Genomic DNA, 19,660 nt, shown 5'->3' on the forward strand with positions numbered 1-19,660 from the left:
GAGAACACAAACATCACCGTTTATTTGTCTCCATTTCGGCATCCTTATTCATCTCTTCTCGAGAAAAGATGACCAGAACGCCCTTAGTTTGCGCCTCATGCATACCCCAACCGGGAGGTTGCCCCAGTATGCTGAAGACCCGAGGCCGGCGCTGGCAGGACCCAGATGGAGGAAATCAAAATGACACAATAATGAGAACTCAATGAAAAGAATGCTTATCAACGCAACTCAAGAAGAAGAGTTGCGCGTAGCGCTGGTTGACGGACAACAGCTCTACGATTTGGATATTGAAAGTCCGGGACACGAGCAGAAGAAAGCGAACATTTACAAGGGTAAGATCACCCGCGTAGAACCCAGCCTTGAAGCTGCTTTTGTTGACTACGGCGCCGAGCGCCACGGTTTCCTGCCGTTGAAGGAGATCGCCCGCAATTACTTCCCCTCCGGTTACTCCTATCAGGGTCGTCCCAACATCAAAGAAGTGGTCCGCGAAGGTCAGGAAGTTATCGTCCAGATCGACAAGGAAGAGCGTGGCACCAAGGGTGCAGCCCTCACCACCTTTATCAGCCTGGCAGGTAGCTACCTGGTACTGATGCCCAACAACCCCCGTGCAGGTGGTATCTCCCGCCGCATCGAGGGTGATGAGCGGACTGAACTGAAAGAAGCCCTGAGTGGATTGACCGTGCCGGAAGGCATGGGTCTGATCGTGCGCACCGCCGGTGTGGGCAAGTCTCCGGAAGAGCTGGAGTGGGATCTGAACGTCCTGCTCAATCACTGGGACTCCATCCACAAGGCCTCCCAGGAGCGCGCTGCGCCGGTGCTGATCCACCAGGAAAGCAACGTCATCGTGCGTGCCATCCGTGATTATCTGCGTCGCGATGTGGGCGAGATCCTGATCGACAATCCGGTGATTTTCGAACGTGCCAAGGCCCATATCGAGCTGGTACGTCCCGATTTCCTCAACCGTGTGAAGCTGTACAAGGGTGAAGTCGCCCTGTTCAACCACTTCCAGATTGAGAGCCAGATCGAATCGGCCTTCCAGCGTGAAGTGCGGCTCCCCTCCGGTGGCAGCATCGTTATCGATCCGACCGAAGCACTGACCTCCATCGATATCAACTCCTCCCGCGCCACCAAGGGCGGCGATATCGAAGAGACTGCGCTGCAAACCAACCTGGAAGCGGCCGACGAAATTGCCCGTCAATTGCGTCTGCGCGACCTAGGTGGCCTGATCGTTATCGACTTCATCGACATGACGCCGGTTCGCCATCAGCGCGAAGTGGAAAACCGTCTGCGTGAAGCGGTTCATCAGGATCGCGCCCGCATCCAGCTTGGCCGGATCTCCCGTTTCGGTCTGCTGGAGATGTCTCGCCAGCGTCTGCGTCCCTCCCTCAACGAATCCAGCAGCCATATCTGCCCCCGTTGCCAGGGTCAAGGAGTGATCCGTGACAACGAATCCCTCGCCCTGTCTATCCTGCGTCTCATCGAAGAAGAGGCCATGAAGGACAACACCGAGCAGGTTCACGGTCAGGTGCCGGTGGATGTTGCCGCCTATCTGCTCAACGAGAAGCGTGCTGCCATCGCCAGTCTGGAACAGCGAAATGATGTGCGTGTTTACATCATTCCGAACCAGCATCTGGAAACTCCGCACTACGAAGTGACCCGCATTCGTCAGAACGAGATCCCGGAAGCGGCCAGCTATGAGCTGAAAACCGAGATTGCCAAGCCGGTCTACCAGCCGAAGCAAGCTCAGGTGATCGAGCGTGAACAACCGCTGCTGCAAGGCTTTGCCCAGCCGACTCAACCCGCGCCAGTTGCAGCACAGCAGCAGACAGCCCCGGCCGTTGCCGCTGCACCTGCCGAAGCAGGTTTCTTCAGCAAGCTGATCAAAGGCATTACCGGCCTGTTCAGCAGCGATGCAGCCCCTGCCGAAGTAAAAGCTCCGGCTGATAAACCGGCTGCTCGCGAAGCACGCAAGGAAGAGGGTCAGCGTCATCAGCGCGAAGAAGGTCGTGGCCGTGGTCAGCGTCCTCGTCGTGACGACAGTCGTGGCAGCCGCAACAATGCGGAAGCTGGCGAGAAACGTGAAAATGGCAACCGCGAAGGTGGTGAAAACCGCAATCGTCGTCCTCGTAAAGAGCGTGAGCCCCGTCAGGAACGTGAAGTTCGCACTGAACAGCGGATGGAACGTGAACCACGCGAAGCGCGTCAAGAACGTGAGCCCCGTGCTCCGCGCCCGGCTCGTGAGCCACGCGCTCCCCGTGAGCCTCGTGCCGAGGTTGTCGTTGACGCGGTGGAAACCGTTGATGCCATCGAACCGCGTCAGGAAAAAGAGCAGAAAGTGGCTGAGCGCCGCGAACGTCGCCAGCTGCGCAAGCAGATCCGCGTTGATGTTGCTGCGAGCGACACCCCTGCCCTGCCTGTCGTAGAAGAGGTTCAGGTTGCAGCTGTTGAGACTGGCGACCAGGATGAGCAGGCCGAAGGTCAGCGCCGTTCCCGCCGTACTCCGCGCAGCCAGCGCATCGAAGGCCAACGTCGCAAGCGTATTAATGAAGAAGCACGTAGCCAGCGTGATGAAGAGCAACAAGCCGAGCCTACTCTGACTACCGCCGCCCAGGCCGATATTGCCAAAGCGCAGGTTGAAGAGCCGGTAGTGCCTGTTGTTACCATCCCGAGCGCTGAAGCCGTCGCTGCTGCTCTGCAAGCCTCTGCGGCACTGACCGAGCATGTGGTTGTCGAAGCCGTTGCTGAAGAAGCGGCCGAGCAGGCTGCTGCCCAGGTCGAAGCAACTCCAGCCGATGTGGCTGCCAGCCCGGTTGTTGCAGCTGTCGCTGAGGTCGTGGTTGCAGCAGAGCCGGAAGTTGCCGTTGTCGACGCTCCGGCTGTCGACGTGGCTGCCGCAACCGTGGTTGAAACCGCTCCGGTTGTTGAAGAAGCCCCTGCAGTCAACACTCCTGTCGTGGAAGCTGTACCTGTTGCAGTCGAAATGCCAGCTGCTGTTGTCGAAGCCCTGACTCCTGTCGCTGCCGTTGCGGTGGAAGAGACTCCGGCCGTCACCAAACAGGTAGCTCACGGAGCTGGCCTGCTGGCTCGTGCCCGCAAAGCATCCGCGCCGATGGCAACCCCCGCCGAAGCCCCTGCCCTGCCTGCTCGTGAGCCGGTTAACTACCCGCCGCTGGTACGCAACGAAGTGAGCACATCAGGTCGTCACGGTGGCAGCACTGCCGCCGTCAACGTGGCCACCTGCCCGGCCGGCCGCCCCTGATATCCACCGGTAACGACTAAATCGAGAGCCACACCATTGTGTGGCTCTTTTTTTATCTTCATGACATAGATTGCTCGAGCTTCATCGATAAGGAGTTTGGATGAGGAACCTAATGCAAATATCCTCTTGAACACCCGACTCCGGTCAGTAATACCTCGGATATGGACAAACAAATCCGCTACCGATACGCCGCATGGCATTGACCAAGCCACAGACTGGCTCATGACTCTCTCCTCTGTTTGAACCGGGAGCTTGGCGACAGCAAACTGTGTCTGTGTCGTAAAGGTTTGTTAAACCGGCTCAAGATTTTCATTCTATCTTCCGACTCGTTAAAAATGATATTCGATTTCTAGTCTGTTGGCATATAACAGCAAAGCATCGCTCAGTGCATACACAATACAAACAGGGATTAATCGGCATTACTGCGCGACGAGGAAACCCTAGACTGGGCTGCACCAGTAGCGGTACTCGGCCAATATCCGAAACAGCCTGTCCCGCCCGACCTTGAACTAGGCATCATCCTGACCCTGAAGCAGATAATGCAGCTTGCTAGTGCCGACCTGCAGTTGTCGCAGCTGAACCTGACGCACAAATCGCACCACCTGCAGCCCCTGAGCTTAGATGTCCGTCCGCAACCCGATTGCGCTTGTAGAAAGCCTGCCGGCTTATTCCCAGAAACAGGCAAGCCCTGACAATGGTCAGCCTCTCGACCTGCCGCTGCGAGAGGACTTGTCGGGTCGCTTTTTTACGATGGAAACGCCTAGTCGTTCTTCAGCACATCGACGACTTGGGCCTTCAGGCTTATCAGCGCCAGCTGCTCGAGCTCTTTGATACATTGTTGGTGCGTCTGTTTGTCGGGGTCAGGCATGGTGATGCTATTGCCGGCGGGTACAGATACCTCAGGCTCCAATCTTGCCAACCATGTTTACGCAAACCACACCAGAATGGTCGAATTGCCCTGAATGCCATATCGGGCTTGTGCTTGCAGGCAGCTGAGCTCGCCTTTTTCAATCTGTTCGACCAACGCCAGTTTAAACGTCAGCGAGTCATCGCGCGGTGTCCGTTTCACACCTTATCCCATAGGACTGTTCATTTATTGGGGGGAAAGGTGTAAACCGTATTCAGGAGAGGACAGGAAACACAAAAAAGGGCCCGCAGGCCCTTTATCGAATATGGTATTGGCATTTAGCCAAACAGATGATGGCTGACGATGAACAGGCCGCCGGAGAGCAGCATGGTCAGCGGCAGGGTCAGCACCCAGGCCATCAGGATGGTCTTGATAGTCTGGCTCTGCAGGCCGGATTTGTTGGCAATCATGGTCCCCGCCACCGCAGAAGAGAGGATGTGGGTGGTGGACACCGGCATACCAGTCAGACTGGCGACTCCGATGGAGGTCGCAGCCGTGATCTGGGCCGCGATGCCCTGGCTGTAGGTCATGCCGGTCGTGCCGATCTTCTCTCCCACGGTATGGACGATACGACGCCAGCCCACCATGGTGCCACAACCGAGCGCCAGTGCGATGGAGACGATCACCCAGGTCGGTGCGTATTCAGCGGTCGCGGTCAGATCCTTGCGCCATTTGGCCAGGTCGGTCAGCTCCTTGGCGGGCAGCGGCAGCTTGGCAACCTTGCGGGCAGTGTCATCGATACAGAGCAGCAGACGACGCACTTCGCGACGGTCGGTCAGGCTCATCTGATCATAAGTACGCACAGCCCCCAGACGGGCATCCAGGGTGGCCATCGCCTGCAGCACGCCATCGGCGGAGCAGTGAGTCATCAGCTCTTCCTGAGCCGTTGCCGGTGCAGAGAAGTTGATGACACCAGAGAGGGCGGACTGGTTGCGCTGGTAGATCTCCATGATGCGCTGGTTGGCATCCTGGGTCCGATCCAGGTCATAAGAGCGGCTGTTCATGTCCAGCGCGAAATAGGCGGGTGCCATGCAGATCAGCACCAGCATCACCAGACCGATACCCTTCTGGCCATCGTTGGAGCCGTGCACGAAGCTGACGCCCATGGCCGATGCCACCAGGGTCAGACGCGCCCAAAACGGCGGGTGCTTCTTGCCATCCACCAGCTGACGCTCTTCCGGTGTTTTGTGGATCTTGTTGCTGGTCCAGATGCGTTTCATTGCCAGCAGCAGCAGCGCCGCGATGATGAAACCTATGGTGGGAGAGATGATGAGGGAAAGCATGATGTCGATCGCTTTGCCCACGTTGATCCCTTCTGTCACCGGTTTATGGGTGATCCAGGCATAGGCGCCGCCTACCCCCAGAATGGAACCGATCAAGGTATGTGAACTGGAGGCCGGGATCCCGAAGAACCAGGTGCCCAGGTTCCACACGATGGCGGAAAACAGCAAGGAGAAGACCATGATCAACCCTTGGGTGGAGTCCATCCCAAGCAGCAGGTCGATGGGCAACAGATGGACAATGGCATAAGCCACCCCCAGACCGCCGAACATGACGCCAAAAAAGTTGAAGATCCCCGATGCGACAACCGCCAGGTGAGCCGGCATCGCCTTGGTATAGATAACCGTTGCTACCGCGTTGGCGGTATCGTGAAAGCCGTTGATAAATTCATAGGCAAGCACAAAAAAAACGGCCAATACCAAACCGATTGACCACCACAAACCCAAACCACTAAACATTTCAAACATAAAAAAAAGCCTGTTTATGAGTTGCGGCGGATTATGCCAGATGGCGGCCAACACCATAGCCACCATTGAAATATTTCAGCCATAAAAAAAAAGAGCTTTTTGGAAAAAAATATCCTAGAGCCAGTCCTCATGCGGCTTGCCATCGATTAATTAAAGCCATCAATGATTGCAGGAAATGGCAAAATTAGCTGACAATTAAGCCAATGATTTCATTTTTATGACGTTTTTATGACATAAAAACAGGCAAAATTGGTGATAAAACGCCCCTACCCCACCAATCTCATCCGACCAGCACCATCAATCCCATATCCGTTTGATTCCAGATGCAAAAAGGGAGCACCTTGTGCTCCCTTGAATCGTTGCTGTGTTGCCAGTTATCAGTCCTGATTGATGCGGCTGGCGACGGCGCCCTGCTGGCTCTTGTACTTGGCATTTTCCCGCTTGTTGTAGGGACGGGCCGCGACGCCGGAAAGCATCTCGAAGTTCAAGGCGCCGATCTTCATCTTCGGGCGCAGCGCCAGCGGCAGCTTGCCGCCGTTGTAGAACTCCAGCACGATGCGACCGGACCAACCCGGATCGATGCGGTGCGCGGTCACGTGCACCATCAAACCCAGGCGCGCCAGTGAAGAGCGGCCATCCAGCCAGCCAACGATATCGGCAGGCAGGGTGACGGATTCGTAGGTCACCGCCAGCGCCAGCTGACCCGGGTGAAGGTAGAAGGCTTCGCCATCGGGGATGTGGATCTCGTCACTCATCACCCGATCGATGGCATCGGCCATCTCGCTGCTCGGGCCGCTCAGGTCGATATAGGGCGCGGTATGATCGCGAAACACCCGAAACTCGTTACCCAGCAGCACATCGACACTGACACCACTGATCCGCTCTACCCCGGGCCGTGGCTCAATGACGATCTTGCCTTCATCCAGATGGCGTTCAATATCGGTATCACACAGACGCATTGGGCGACTCTCCTGACAAATTGTGCTTTTAAAAAAGCCGGGCATCACCCGGCTTGTTTCATCTTAACCAATCAACATGTGGCGAATACGCGCCTTGAGCATGTCGATGGCGATGCGGTTCTTGCCACCACGGGGCACGATCACATCGGCATACTGTTTGGACGGCTCGATAAACTGCAGGAACATCGGACGCACTGTCTTCTGATACTGCTTGAGCACGGAGTCCATGGTACGGCCACGCTCCTGCACATCACGCACCAGACGGCGAAGCAGGCAGATGTCGAGCGGGGTATCCATAAAGATGGAGGCATCCATCAGATCCCGCAGACGGCTGTCGGTCAGCAGCAGGATCCCTTCCAGAATGATCACCCGGCGCGGCGCAAACGGGGTCACTTCGCTCATCCGGGTGTGTTCGGTGTAGGAGTACTGGGGAATGGCAACCGCGTCACCTTTGACCAGCTGGCTAAGGTGCTGTACCAGCAGGTCGTGATCCAGCGCGTTGGGGTGGTCATAGTTGGTCTTGACCCGCTCTTCCATGGTCAGGTGGGTCTGATCACGGTAGTAGCAATCTTCGGTGATCACACCAATCTGACCTGCGCCCAGTTCGGCCACCAGCTCTTCATAAATGGTCTGGGCTATAAGACTTTTGCCAGACGCAGATGCGCCCGCAATACCGATGATCACACACGAATGTTGAGTATCAGACATGACAAATACCTAAAAGAGAAGAGCAGTGGGGATGGTTTAAACCGATCCATTATATAAAAAAGGGTGGGTCATGCCCACCCTCAATTCCCTTTCAAGTGACCGACCGCCGATTATTCATCCAGCGCCATGGCATAGAGGGGGGTCGCAATCGGTTTTGCGCTGAAAAAGAGTTCAGCCCCTACCCTGCGCGCCAGCTTCAAATAAGCCTGAGCCAGGCTCCCTTCCGGTGCGCCGAACACCGTCGGACAGCCATCATCCATGTGTTGGCGGATATCGATGTGCAGCGGTAATTGACCAAGCAGTGCCACTTGATACTGCTCTGCCATCTTCTGGCCGCCACCGGTACCAAACAGCGGCTCATGATGACCACAGGCGCTGCAGACGTGATAACTCATGTTCTCGATGATGCCAAGCACCGGCACATTGACCTTGTTGAACATGGCGATCCCCTTGCGGGCATCGGCCAGCGCCACATCTTGCGGGGTGGTGACGATCACCGCCGCCGAGGTGGGCACCTGCTGAGCCATGGTGAGCTGGATATCGCCAGTGCCCGGCGGCATGTCTACCACCAGATAATCCACCTCGCCCCAGCGGGTCTCATGGAGGATCTGCGCCAGCGCCTTGCTCGCCATCGGGCCACGCCAGATGGTGGCATCCTGCTCGGAGACCAGATAGCCGATGCTGTTGCTCTTGAGGCCGCAGGCCATCACCGGCTCCATCAGCTTGCCGTCATGGCTGACCGGGCGCTCCTTGAGGGTGCCCATCATTGTGGGAATGGAAGGGCCATAGATATCGGCATCGAGAATAGCGACCCGCGCCCCCTCTTTTTGCAGCGCCAGCGCCAGATTGACTGCGGTGGTGGACTTGCCTACCCCGCCCTTGCCGGAAGCAACCACGATGATGTTGCGAATGCCCTGCACGGCATTGAGGCCCTGCGCCCGCGGCATGCTGGCGACGTCAATCTCCAATGCCCAGTCGATACGGGCAGCGCCGGTGGCACTACGCAGCCTGGCATCGTAGTTCTCTTTGAGCTGATCGAGCAGCGAGAGACCGGCAAACGGCAAGACCAGCCGGATAGTAAGCCCCTGACCCTGATTGATGATCTCGCGAACGAATCCGGCATCCACCAGATCCTTGTGCCAGCCTGCTGGCTTAAATTCGGCGAGGATCTGTTTTACTGAATCAATCACCATTAACTCCTCATTATCTTGTCATTATCTTGAGGTGAACGGTTACCGCACACAAATCAGTGGCTTGCCTGCCATCATAACGGCAGGTGCTGCCAAGGTTGGCATAGCCACAACCCTAGGCAGGCTACCCCCAATTCGGGTAACATGCACGGCACTCTATCATCCCAACAAGCACATCAAGAACGTAATATGGCAACTGATCCTCGTAAAATGCTGGTAACCTGCGCCCTCCCCTATGCCAATGGCTCCATCCATCTTGGCCACATGCTGGAACATATCCAGGCCGATATCTGGGTTCGTTATCAGCGAATGCGCGGCCATCAGGTGCACTTCATCTGTGCCGATGATGCCCACGGCACCCCGATCATGCTCAAGGCACAGCAGATGGGGATCACCCCGGAAGAGATGATTGCCGCGGTCTCCAAGGAGCACCAGGCCGATTTCGCCGGGTTCAACATTAGCTTTGACAACTATCACTCTACCCACAGCGACGAGAACCGTGAGCTGGCGGAGCTGATCTATGGCCGCCTGAAAAATGGTGGTTTTATCAAGAGCCGCACCATCTCCCAGCTGTTCGATCCGGAAAAATCCATGTTCCTGCCGGATCGTTTCGTCAAGGGGACCTGCCCCAAGTGCAAATCTCCGGAGCAGTATGGCGACAACTGCGACAGCTGCGGCGCCACCTACAGCCCAACCGAGCTGATCGATCCGAAATCTGCCGTCTCCGGCGCGACTCCGGTAATGAAGGACTCCGAGCACTTCTTCTTCGACCTGCCGCAGTTTGAAAAATGGCTCTCTGAGTGGGTGCGCGGCTCCGGCGCCATTCAGGAAGAGATGGCCAACAAGATGCAGGAGTGGTTCGAAAGCGGCTTGCAGCAGTGGGACATCACCCGTGATGCCCCCTACTTCGGGTTCGAAATCCCCGGCGCCCCAGGCAAGTATTTCTACGTCTGGCTGGATGCCCCCATCGGTTACATGGCCTCTTTCAAGAACCTGTGCAACAAGCGTGGCGACATCGACTTTGACAGCTACTGGAAAGCGGACTCCGACGCCGAGCTCTACCACTTCATCGGCAAGGACATCGCCTACTTCCACTGCCTGTTCTGGCCGTCCATGCTGGAAGGTGCCAACTTCCGCAAGCCGACCAAGGTCAACGTGCACGGCTATGTAACCGTCAACGGCGCCAAGATGTCCAAATCCAAGGGCACCTTTATCAAGGCATCTACCTACCTGAACCACCTGGATCCGGAGTGCCTGCGTTACTACTACGCCGCCAAGCTCAACAGCCGCATCGATGATCTGGACCTGAACCTCGAAGATTTCGTGCAGCGCGTCAACGCTGACGTGGTCAACAAGCTGGTTAACCTCGCCTCCCGCAACGCCGGTTTTATCGCCAAGCGCTTTGGCGGCAAGCTGGCGGCAACCTGCGCCGAGCCCGAGCTCTACGCCGAATTCGCCAATGCCCGTACCGCCATTGCCGAAGCCTATGAGAGCCGCGAGTTCAGCCGTGCCATCCGCGAAATCATGGCGCTGGCCGACAAGGCCAACCGCTATGTGGATGACAAGGCTCCTTGGGTCATCGCCAAGCAGGAAGGGGCTGACGCCGAGCTGCAAGCTGTTTGCTCCGTCGGTATCAACCTGTTCCGCGTACTGATGGCCTACCTCAAGCCCGTCATGCCGCTGCTGGCCGAGCGTGCCGAAGCCTTCCTGGCCGAAACCCTCAGCTGGGATGGCATCGAGATGCCGCTGGTCGATCACACCGTGGCACCGTTCAAGGCCCTCTTCTCACGCATCGAGCCGGCGAAGATTGAAGCCATGATCGAGGCCTCCAAGGAAGACCTGGCCAAAGAGCAGGCACCGAAAGTGACCGGCCCGCTGGCTGATGACCCCATCAGCGAAACCATCACCTATGACGATTTTGCCAAGATTGACCTGCGCGTCGCGCTGATCAAGAAGGCCGAAGCGGTACCGGAAGCCGAGAAGCTGCTCAAGCTGCAACTGGATATCGGCGGCGAAACCCGTCAGGTGTTTGCCGGTATCAAGTCCGCTTACAACCCGGAAGATCTGGAAGGCAAGCTGACCGTGATGGTGGCCAACCTGGCGCCGCGCAAGATGCGTTTCGGCATGTCCGAAGGCATGGTGCTGGCTGCAGGCCCGGGCGGCAAGGATCTCTGGATCCTGGAGCCGCAGGAAGGCGCCCAGCCGGGCATGCGCGTCAAGTAAGCGTATCGCTGACTGCGACCACAGCCAGATAGAGAAGAGAGGCCAAACGGCCTCTCTTTTTTTGTCTCACATATTTGGCTTGGATAGTTTCTGTAGATGCTGGTCGCGGATGACTTTCGTAGATTGCGGCCTCGGGGCTATCCACAACCGGGATTCGCGGTCGATACATTTTGTTCTGAATACCTGATCACCCGACTTGGCATGTCATTCATGTTGTGGCCTGCCTGCATCGCCAGTTTGAGCGCCACCAGCTCCGCCTGCTGGCAGTCCAATTGACGCAAACGGGTGGTGATCTTCCCCTTCAACTGCTGCCGCAGTTTCGTCTGCTTGCGGGTGTTCCCCTGCTCTGCTCGCAACCTCTGCCGCCATTGACGCCAATCCTGCAACTGGCCGAGTCGTTCCTGCCAGTGAGTCAGGGTGCTCAACCAGCCGGGATCTCCACTCCCCAGATCCAGCAACAGTTCCACGCCATAACGGGCCTGCTTGATCTCGAGGCGCAGCCGATGCCAGCGGCGCAACTGTTGCTGACGGGAGCTGGCAGATTTTCCAACGCAGGGAATAGGTTCATCGAGAGCGCCCTGCGCCTCATCAAGGCGCAGGGCCAGATGCTGCTGATAGAGCGATGCCAATGCCCGCGCATCCGGCACCTGCGCCACCGCTGCAAGCCAGCGGGCCAGTCGCCTCGACAACAGGGGCACGCGACAGGCCGATTTGTGGGTATTGCCCGTGCTGGCAGGCGGCTTGCCAAAACGCTCGGCGTAGACCTGAGCATCCCGCAGCGCCGAAAGCCGCCCGACCGAGCGCAGCAGACGCCGCTCCAGCTCGGGATGATAGGCGAGTGGTCGCCACAGGGCGAGCAGTGCCAGCAAGCGGCGCGCCGCGATACGGTAGCCATGCACGGCCGGTTCGCTGGCCTCTTCGCGCACCGCTCGCGCCGCCTCCTGATAACGGGCGACCCAGCTTGTTGCCTGAGTCAGCAACAGACTTTCCTTGTCAGCGTCCATCTCGTCCCCGCCCCTTCAGTTGGTGTGAAAGCCCTGGCCAGTGGGCGGCAGCGCCTCTTCATACTCCATCCGGGTCACCCTGGCGGTGCGCGGGCCATGCTCCAGCCAACCCAGCATCATCTGCACCCCCTGCGCGGGGCCGCTGATGAGGATCTCCACCGAGCCATCCTCCAGGTTGTAGGCATGGCCCCGCAAACCCAGTTGCAGCGCCCGCTCACGGGTGAAATAGCGAAATCCCACCCCCTGCACCTGCCCCCACACCCGAATGACAAACGATTGCTCTCCCATTTCTCACACCTTCCGCTTAAGAAAAAAATTCCCGAGACGATAATGTGCCCGACACTCTATCTCTGCAGGATGCAGCTCCATTATGAAAGAAGTTAAATTCCGGTGGGTTGACCGCTATCTCATTCACCTCACCATCAGTGAAAAATTCCATATCGCGTTCTGGTTACCTCTCTTCATCATCGCCTTTCTCAGCTGGTATATGCTGGCGGCCAGCCATCAGCAGGAGATCTCCCTGCGGGTAGCGCAGTTGCAGCAACGGGTCGAGACCACAGCGCAGCTGGTCAGCCAGCAGCCCACTCTGGTGTTGCCTGCTGATCTGCGTCTGACCCGGCAAGGCAGCAGCGGGTTGCAACAGCAAGGGGAGCACTACCTCTTTACCGCGCCAGCAGGTCAGGCAGGCTACGTCACCGGTGATCTCGATACCAGCAACCTCTCCATGTGGGAGGGTCAGGGCTCGACCCTGCTCCTGATCGGCGCGCTGGCCGCCCTGATGGCACTGGTGATCCACTACATGATGACCTTTGTCTCCGGTGCGCTCTACTCCACCAACAAGGCGCTGCAAACCGTGGCGGACGGGGATCTCACCTTCCGTCTCAACTTCTTCCCGGTGCGGGACGAGTTCTCCACCCTGGCGGGCAGCATCGACCGCTTTACCGACCGCCAGCATCAGATCGTCAAGCTGGTCGAAGAGTCTGCCGAAGCGCTGACCCTGGCCGCAGACGAGTTTCGTGACCATGCCCGCGAAGGCGAGACCATGGCGCGTTCCCAGCGCCAGCACATGGATTCACTGGCCACTGCCATGGAGCAGATGTCGGCGGCGATCCGCGAAGTGGCGCGCAATGCCAACGACACCCTGCAGCAGACCCGCCAATCGAGCGAAGAGGCGGCCAATGGCGCCAACCGGGTAGCCCGCACCATCGAAGCGATCCGCACCCTGGCGGACGAGATTGGCAATGCATCGGGCGCGGTCGAGCGGCTGACTCACAACGCCAATCGCATCAACGAAGTGGTCAACGTCATCAACGCCATCTCCCAGCAGACCAACTTGTTGGCCCTCAACGCCGCCATCGAAGCGGCCCGTGCCGGTGAGCAGGGTCGCGGCTTTGCGGTGGTGGCAGATGAAGTGCGTACTCTCGCCAGCCGTACCCAGCAGGCGACGGTGGAGATCCAGCAGATGATCGAAGAGCTGCAGACCGGTACCGGCGCGCTGAACGAGATCATGGAGAAAACCGTGGGGCGCGCCGCCAGCAGCCAGCAGCTCATCAGCGAAGTGGGGCTCGATATCGAAAAGCTGAGCAACCACAGCGATGCGGTGCTAGAGATGAGCACCCAGATCGCCACCTCCAGCGAAGAGCAGAGCTCGGTCGCCGCCGAGATCACCCACAATCTGGATCAGGTGCGCCATGAAGCGGCGCAGGTGGAAGAGTCCGCCAGCGCCTCGGTAGCTGGCACGCAGGGGCTGAAAGCCACCGCCAGCGAACTGACCCAGGCACTCAAGGGGATTAAGCTCTGACCATATGAGGTGTCAGATCAGGGCAACCCCATCCATTACACAGGGTTGTTTGAGTTTTACCTGCGGGCCACATAGAATGTGGCCCCTTTTCTTTCTACCATCGGCAAACATCCATGAGCGCTTCCATCTATCTCGTCAAAGGCCGCGAAAAATCCCTGCTGCGTCGCCACCCCTGGATCTTCTCCAAGGGGATTGAGCGGGTTCAGGGCAACCCCATTGACGGCGATACCGTCGAGATCTATGCCAACGATGGCAAGTGGCTCGCCCGTGGCGCCTGGTCAGGCAGCTCCCAAATCCGTGCCCGGGTCTGGACCTTCGACAAGGATGAGACCGTCGATCTCGACTTCTTTATCCGTCGCCTCAAATATGCGCAGGAGTCTCGCGATCCGCTGATCAAGCGTCAGGGTCTCACCGGCTATCGCCTCTGCGCCGCCGAATCCGACGGCCTGCCGGGTCTGACCATCGACCGTTATGCCGATTTTCTGGTGTGCCAGATCCTCTCTGCCGGTGCCGAGTTCCAGCGTGAGCTGATAACGCAGGCACTGCGTACCCTCTACCCAGAATGCAGCATCTATGAGCGCTCCGACGTGGCGGTACGCAAGAAGGAAGGGCTGAAAGAGCGCACCGGCGTCATCTATGGCGAGACCCCGAACGAGCCGGTGGTCATTGAAGAGAACGGTGGCGTCAAGATCCTGGTGGACATTCGCAATGGCCACAAAACCGGTTTCTATCTGGATCAGCGGGACAACCGTCAGGCTGCCGCCAAATACACCGAAGGCAAACGGGTCCTCAACTGCTTCTGCTACACCGGCGGTTTTGGCGTTTATGCCCTCAAGGGCGGCGCCAAGGAGGTGGTCAACGTCGATCTCTCCCAGAATGCGCTGGATATTGCCCGCCAGAACGCCGAGCTGAACGGGCTGGATACCAGCAACACCCAGTTTGTCCGTCACGACGTGTTCAAGCTGCTGCGTGAATACCGCGAAAAGGGCGAGAAATTCGATGTCATCGTGCTGGATCCGCCCAAGTTCGCCGAGAGCAAGGCGCAGCTGCTGGGTGCCTGCCGTGGCTACAAGGACATCAACATGCTGGCGTTCCAACTGCTGGCGCCGGGTGGCGTGCTCTTGACCTACTCCTGCTCCGGCCTGATGGAGCAGAGCCTGTTCCAGAAGATCGTTGCCGATGCAGCGCTCGATGCCGGTCGCGATGCCCAGATCCTGGAGCTGCTCTCCCAGGCCTCCGATCACCCTATCGGTACCGCCTATCCGGAAGGCTTCTACCTCAAGGGTCTGGTGGTACGCGCCCGCTGATCGGCAACCACCCTCCCCTTGTGATCAATCAGGCCCCTTGCGGGCCTGATTGTTTTGCTTAACGCCTATAGACCTGACCCTCGCCCCGTTGACCACCCTCTCTGCTTTATGGGTGTTCTCTCTACTCCTCTTTCCCTGCCTGCGTCCCACGTCTTTACCTGTTTAAATTTTTTGCACAAAAACTGCACATTTATGATTTGAATCACACCCGTATGGCTCTCTTTTCCGTAGTGTGATCCCGCCTGTGGCAGCCAAGCCGGGGCAACCGTCCCATCAGGATTGATGGACGGTACAACAACAAAAATCGATGTCAGGCCAAGCTGAACATCACAAGGGATCCCGTTATGAATCAATCATTGCCGCTGTTAACGCCGCTGCGGGGCATCGCTGCCCTGATGGTGGTGCTGTTCCATGCCCGCTTGCTGCTCTTTCCCCAGTGGATGGAGTCGATCGCAGGCCACACCCAACTCATCGAGAATGGCTACCTCTGGGTCGACCTGTTCTTTATTTTGAGCGGCGTGGTGCTGGCCCATGTCTATGGCGAGGCCTTCACACGCACGCCTCGCACCGTGAGCTATGGCCGTTTTCTCTGGCTGCGGCTGACCCGCGTCTATCCCCTCTATCTGGTGACCCTGCTGCTGCTGGTTAGCTGGGAGCTTTACAAGGCGCGGCACGGGGTGGGCTTCTATGCCGGCCCCTTGTTCAAGATGTGGGAGTGGGAAGGGATGCCGCCTTTCGGCTCCCCCTTTACCCCGGCCGAAGCGTTGCCGAGCGCCTTCCTGCTGCTGCAGGTGGTAACCGATCACGGGTTGACCTGGAACTTCGCCGCCTGGTCCCTGAGCGTGGAGTGGATAAGCTACCTGCTGTTCCCGCTGCTGATCCCGCTGGCGGTGACCCGCAGTCGCTGGAGCCATCTCGCCCCCCTGCTGGCGCTGACGGTGCTGGCCTTTATCGTGCACAGTCGCAGCACCCTGGATGTCACCAGCGGCGCGCTGGCAGTGGGACGCGGGGTGAGTGAATTTGTGCTCGGCCTCTGGCTGCTGCCGAGGGTGAAGGCCGCGAAAGGCTCGCCCATGATGCAGCGTGATCTGCCGCTCTTGATCGCCTTTGTGCTGCCCTTCGCGCTGATGCAGTTCGCCATGACGCCGCAGCTGACACTGCTGCTGATCGCCTCCTACGTGCTGCTGATCTGGATTGCCGCCGCCCAGGGGGAGCGCCGGAGTCCGCTGCTGCGCCTTTTGGATAACCGCTTCACCAACTGGCTGGGAGATCTCTCCTACTCCATCTACCTGCTCCATGCGCTGGTGCTGCTCACCGGCTGCGAGCTCATCCACTATCTGGCGCCGGGGCTCACCGAGTGGTGGTATGGCCAGACCAACCCGCTGCTGGGGGTAGTGGCCACCTTGCTGATGCTGGCGGTGCTGATCAGCCTCTCTGCCTTGAGCTACAACCTGCTGGAGCGACCACTGCAACGGCGCCTGCGCCGCAGGGGCAAGTCACGGCAACCGGCGCTGGAGCGGGTCGAATAAGCTAATCTTGCCCTGTCTGGATGAGTTGACGGTTTTATGCCAACTCATCCAGTACCAGTTCATCCAGATTGCTCATCACCCAGGCGCTCGGGTGCTGGCTAAATCCAAGCTTGGGGTAGTATGCAACCGCCTGCGGCGCGGCCAGCAGGATCAGCTTGCAGCCCGGCTGCAATTGCAAGAATGTCTCGCGAATAAGGGCTTTGCCAATCCCCTGCCCCTGCACCGACTCGGCCACCGCCAGATCCGAGAGGTAGCAACAAAAATGAAAATCGGTCACTGAGCGGGCCACACCGACCAAGGTCTCGCCCTGCCAGGCGGTGATCAGCAAATTGGCGTTATCCAGCATGCACTGCAGGGTGGCCGGATGGTCCAGCGGCCGTCTCGCCCCCAGCGAGGTCTGCGCCAACAACGCCGCAAACTGCGCCGTGGTAATGGGGTGGTTAACCAAAAATGTGGTGGTCACTAAGCTCTCCTGTTATAGATCGGCAGTTTCGTGCTGTTGGTCTCTTTGACGTTCTCTTTGCAGCATCTGTAATGCAATCAATCAGTCAGCGCCGGATCCAGACCGATGATAGGCAAGTGCGGGCAATTCCCTGCTGTTTATGTGAATTCCTGTTCGAACCCCAAGGGGCAAATGTGGCATAATGCCCCGTCCTGTGGCCCTTGGCGGGGCTGCGCTGGCGCACCTTGTCGCCCTTTTCTTCCCCGTCAGGCCTGGCGGTCTTTCATAACTGCCAGTCATCGCTGCCCCTGTTGGCACCGAGGCCACCCATATTTGCGGCTTCTTGTCTTCCTCTCTACAAGGCCGCCCATTGACCAAGATGGCTCCACAGAGCCTCTGCTCTGTTTGCAAATAAAAGGGGTAAGTATGTCTTCCATTCGTCTGACCCAATACAGCCACGGCGCTGGCTGCGGCTGCAAAATCTCTCCCAAGGTACTCGACACCATCCTCAAGAGCCAGATCCCGGGCTTCAACGACCCGACCCTGATCGTTGGCAACAGCAGCAAGGATGACGCGGCCGTGGTCGATATCGGCAACGGTCAGGGCATTGTCTCCACCACCGACTTCTTCATGCCCATCGTCGATGACCCCTTCACCTTTGGCCGCATCGCCGCCACCAACGCCATCAGCGATATCTACGCCATGGGCGGCAAGCCTATCGTTGCCATCGCCATCCTCGGCTGGCCCATCAATACCCTGGCGCCGGAAGTGGCCCAGCAGGTGATCGACGGCGGCCGTCAGGTATGCCACGAAGCGGGCATTTCGCTAGCCGGTGGCCACAGCATCGATGCCCCCGAGCCCATCTTCGGCCTCGCGGTCACCGGTATCGTGCCCCTGGACGCCATCAAGCAGAACGACACTGCCAAGGTGGGTGACACCCTCTATCTGACCAAGCCTCTTGGTATCGGTATCCTCACCACCGCCCAGAAGAAGGGCAAGCTGAAGCCGGAACACGAGCAACTGGCCCCCAACGCCATGTGCACCCTCAACAAGATCGGTCAGCGTTTTGCCGAGCTGCCGGGTGTCCACGCCATGACCGACGTGACCGGTTTTGGTCTGGCGGGCCATCTGCTGGAGATGTGCGAAGGATCCAATGTCAGCGCCCGCCTCGACTTCAAGGCACTGCCGCTGCTGGATGAGGTGGATTACTACCTCGCCGAGGGCTGCGTACCGGGCGGGACCCTGCGCAACCACGACTCCTACGGCCACAAGCTCGATGCCATGGACGATCGCACCCGTAACATCATGTGCGATCCGCAAACCAGTGGCGGCCTGCTGGTCGCAGTGGGTAAAGAGAGCGAAGCCGAGCTGCTCGCCATCGCGCACGAAGCTGGCCTTGCGCTCTCGCCCATCGGCCAGATCAAGCCCCTTGAGGGCTCCCGCTTTATCGAGATTGTCCAATGAGTGAATTGCCACTGGCCACGGACTACGCCGAACTCTTTTTGGACGATGTGCCGTTGATTGATGTGCGCGCCCCCATCGAGTTCAAGGAGGGGGCCTTCCCCTGCTCGACCAATCTGCCCTTGATGACAGACGATGAGCGCGCCCAGGTGGGGACCTGCTTCAAGAAGCAGGGTCAGGCCGCCGCCATTGAGCTTGGACACAAGCTGGTGGGGGGAGCAGTACGTGCCGAACGACTCGAAGGCTGGCTGGCGCAGTTGCGCCAGCAGCCCGATGCCGTGCTCTACTGCTTTCGCGGCGGCCTGCGCTCGCAAACCGTACAACAGTGGCTGGCTGATGCGGGGGTGACTCGCCCCCGCGTCGCCGGAGGCTACAAGGAGCTGCGCCGTTTCCTGATCGACACCCAGGACAAGGCCTCTGCCGAGTGTCGCTGGACTGTGCTGACCGGCATGACCGGCTCCGGCAAGACCCATATGTTGGACCACGTAGCTCAGGCGCTCGATCTGGAAGGACACGCCCATCACAGGGGCTCCTCCTTCGGTCAACTGCCCGGCGGCCAGCCCAGCAACATCAACTTTGAAAACAACCTCGCCATCGAGCTGCTTAAACGCCGCCATCGCGGCGAGCAGACCTTCGTGGTCGAGGATGAGAGCCGCCTGATTGGCCGTTGCTGCCTGCCTCTCTCCCTCCATGAAGCCATGAGTCAGGCACCGCTGGTGGTGGTGGATGTTCCGCAGATCGATCGGGCCGAGCAGATCCGTGAAGATTACGTGCACGATCTCTGGCTGCGCTATCAAGCCATGTATGGCCAGGAAGCCGGCTGGCCGCTGTTTGCCGCCTACCTCACCGATGCGCTGGCCCGTCTCAAGCGCCGTCTTGGCGATCAGGCCCACCGCGAGCTGGATGCCCTGATGCAGACCGCTCTCACCGAGCAGGAAAAGAGCGGTGATACCGCGCTGCATCTGGCCTGGATCACGTTGCTGCTGACCCGCTACTACGACCCCATGTATCTCTATCAGCTTGGCAACAAGCAGGAGCGCATCGTGTTTCGCGGTGACAAGCAGGCCTGTCTCGACTATTTCGCCGAGCAGCATGCCAGCGCGCTGCGCGGCTGACCCATCC

Annotated in this window: 14 protein-coding genes and 1 pseudogene; 7 read left to right on the forward strand and 8 right to left on the reverse strand. The window is 58.7% G+C overall.

The genetic code is table 11. The features are described 5' to 3' along the window. Positions 1-202 precede the first annotated feature (202 nt). Positions 203-3,259, forward strand: a complete 3,057-nt coding sequence (rne, locus tag G5380_RS02840; protein WP_421352335.1) for a ribonuclease E — start codon at positions 203-205, stop codon at positions 3,257-3,259. A 446-nt stretch (positions 3,260-3,705) separates the two neighbouring features. On the opposite strand, the pseudogene G5380_RS02845 reads toward rne, so the two are convergent. The 5 genes and pseudogenes from G5380_RS02845 to apbC form a co-directional block, all read right to left on the reverse strand. Then, positions 3,706-4,328, reverse strand: a pseudogene (locus G5380_RS02845) (IS3 family transposase); the annotation flags it as partial. Positions 4,329-4,444: 116 nt separating this feature from the next. Next, positions 4,445-5,914, reverse strand: coding sequence for an inorganic phosphate transporter (locus G5380_RS02850; RefSeq protein ID WP_216950818.1), 1,470 nt, complete (start codon positions 5,912-5,914; stop codon positions 4,445-4,447). A gap of 377 nt (positions 5,915-6,291) precedes the next feature. Further along, positions 6,292-6,873 carry a dCTP deaminase gene (gene dcd, locus G5380_RS02855; RefSeq protein WP_005336719.1) on the reverse strand — a complete coding sequence of 194 codons (582 nt, stop codon included), beginning with the start codon at positions 6,871-6,873 and terminating at the stop codon, positions 6,292-6,294. Between the two features lie 63 nt (positions 6,874-6,936). Beyond that, on the reverse strand, positions 6,937-7,581 hold the full coding sequence (udk, locus tag G5380_RS02860) for a uridine kinase (protein WP_005345570.1): 645 nt from the start codon (positions 7,579-7,581) through the stop codon (positions 6,937-6,939). Positions 7,582-7,691: 110 nt separating this feature from the next. Next, positions 7,692-8,774 (reverse strand): iron-sulfur cluster carrier protein ApbC, encoded by a 1,083-nt coding sequence (apbC, locus tag G5380_RS02865; protein WP_005345574.1) that lies wholly within the window; start codon positions 8,772-8,774, stop codon positions 7,692-7,694. Positions 8,775-8,960: 186 nt separating this feature from the next. Between apbC and metG the strand changes: the two genes are divergently transcribed. Further along, on the forward strand, positions 8,961-10,994 hold the full coding sequence (gene metG / locus G5380_RS02870) for a methionine--tRNA ligase (protein WP_026034905.1): 2,034 nt from the start codon (positions 8,961-8,963) through the stop codon (positions 10,992-10,994). Between the two features lie 137 nt (positions 10,995-11,131). Here the strand turns inward: metG and G5380_RS02875 are convergent, their stop codons facing one another. Both G5380_RS02875 and G5380_RS02880 read right to left on the reverse strand, forming a co-directional pair. Further along, a complete protein-coding gene (locus G5380_RS02875; RefSeq protein WP_421209026.1) occupies positions 11,132-11,998 on the reverse strand; it encodes a CHAD domain-containing protein in 867 nt (288 codons plus the stop codon). Between the two features lie 15 nt (positions 11,999-12,013). Beyond that, positions 12,014-12,286, reverse strand: a complete 273-nt coding sequence (locus tag G5380_RS02880; RefSeq protein ID WP_005345583.1) for an acylphosphatase — start codon at positions 12,284-12,286, stop codon at positions 12,014-12,016. 82 nt (positions 12,287-12,368) lie between these two features. Here G5380_RS02880 and G5380_RS02885 point away from each other — a divergent pair, with 82 nt between their 5' ends. The 3 genes from G5380_RS02885 to G5380_RS02895 all read left to right on the forward strand — a co-directional run bounded on the left by G5380_RS02885 (position 12,369) and on the right by G5380_RS02895 (position 16,635). After that, positions 12,369-13,799, forward strand: a complete 1,431-nt coding sequence (locus G5380_RS02885) for a methyl-accepting chemotaxis protein (RefSeq protein WP_421209025.1) — start codon at positions 12,369-12,371, stop codon at positions 13,797-13,799. Between the two features lie 113 nt (positions 13,800-13,912). Then, entirely contained in the window at positions 13,913-15,106 is a 1,194-nt protein-coding gene (locus G5380_RS02890; RefSeq protein WP_005336736.1) for a class I SAM-dependent methyltransferase, read from the forward strand. Positions 15,107-15,450: 344 nt separating this feature from the next. Further along, a complete protein-coding gene (locus G5380_RS02895) occupies positions 15,451-16,635 on the forward strand; it encodes an acyltransferase family protein (protein WP_421352336.1) in 1,185 nt (394 codons plus the stop codon). 34 nt (positions 16,636-16,669) lie between these two features. Here G5380_RS02895 and G5380_RS02900 read toward each other — a convergent pair whose 3' ends face one another. Further along, a complete protein-coding gene (locus tag G5380_RS02900) occupies positions 16,670-17,098 on the reverse strand; it encodes a GNAT family N-acetyltransferase (protein ID WP_110303724.1) in 429 nt (142 codons plus the stop codon). Positions 17,099-17,503: 405 nt separating this feature from the next. On the opposite strand from G5380_RS02900, the gene selD reads away from it, so the two are divergent. Continuing rightward, positions 17,504-18,541, forward strand: a complete 1,038-nt coding sequence (gene selD / locus G5380_RS02905; protein WP_128815504.1) for a selenide, water dikinase SelD — start codon at positions 17,504-17,506, stop codon at positions 18,539-18,541. Beyond that, positions 18,538-19,653 (forward strand): tRNA 2-selenouridine(34) synthase MnmH, encoded by a 1,116-nt coding sequence (gene mnmH, locus G5380_RS02910; protein ID WP_167556447.1) that lies wholly within the window; start codon positions 18,538-18,540, stop codon positions 19,651-19,653. Before selD ends, mnmH begins: the two co-directional genes overlap by 4 nt. Positions 19,654-19,660 lie beyond the last annotated feature (7 nt).

The sequence above is a fragment of the Aeromonas sp. 604443 genome, from assembly GCF_049170315.1.
GTDB lineage: Bacteria > Pseudomonadota > Gammaproteobacteria > Enterobacterales > Aeromonadaceae > Aeromonas > Aeromonas veronii_A.

Coding starts and splice junctions, on each gene's coding strand:
- rne (WP_421352335.1), top strand. CDS start 203: ATGAAAAGAATGCTTATCAACGCAACTCAAGAAGAAGAGTTGCGCGTA.
- G5380_RS02850 (WP_216950818.1), bottom strand. CDS start 5,914: ATGTTTGAAATGTTTAGTGGTTTGGGTTTGTGGTGGTCAATCGGTTTG.
- dcd (WP_005336719.1), bottom strand. CDS start 6,873: ATGCGTCTGTGTGATACCGATATTGAACGCCATCTGGATGAAGGCAAG.
- udk (WP_005345570.1), bottom strand. CDS start 7,581: ATGTCTGATACTCAACATTCGTGTGTGATCATCGGTATTGCGGGCGCA.
- apbC (WP_005345574.1), bottom strand. CDS start 8,774: ATGGTGATTGATTCAGTAAAACAGATCCTCGCCGAATTTAAGCCAGCA.
- metG (WP_026034905.1), top strand. CDS start 8,961: ATGGCAACTGATCCTCGTAAAATGCTGGTAACCTGCGCCCTCCCCTAT.
- G5380_RS02875 (WP_421209026.1), bottom strand. CDS start 11,998: ATGGACGCTGACAAGGAAAGTCTGTTGCTGACTCAGGCAACAAGCTGG.
- G5380_RS02880 (WP_005345583.1), bottom strand. CDS start 12,286: ATGGGAGAGCAATCGTTTGTCATTCGGGTGTGGGGGCAGGTGCAGGGG.
- G5380_RS02885 (WP_421209025.1), top strand. CDS start 12,369: ATGAAAGAAGTTAAATTCCGGTGGGTTGACCGCTATCTCATTCACCTC.
- G5380_RS02890 (WP_005336736.1), top strand. CDS start 13,913: ATGAGCGCTTCCATCTATCTCGTCAAAGGCCGCGAAAAATCCCTGCTG.
- G5380_RS02895 (WP_421352336.1), top strand. CDS start 15,451: ATGAATCAATCATTGCCGCTGTTAACGCCGCTGCGGGGCATCGCTGCC.
- selD (WP_128815504.1), top strand. CDS start 17,504: ATGTCTTCCATTCGTCTGACCCAATACAGCCACGGCGCTGGCTGCGGC.
- mnmH (WP_167556447.1), top strand. CDS start 18,538: ATGAGTGAATTGCCACTGGCCACGGACTACGCCGAACTCTTTTTGGAC.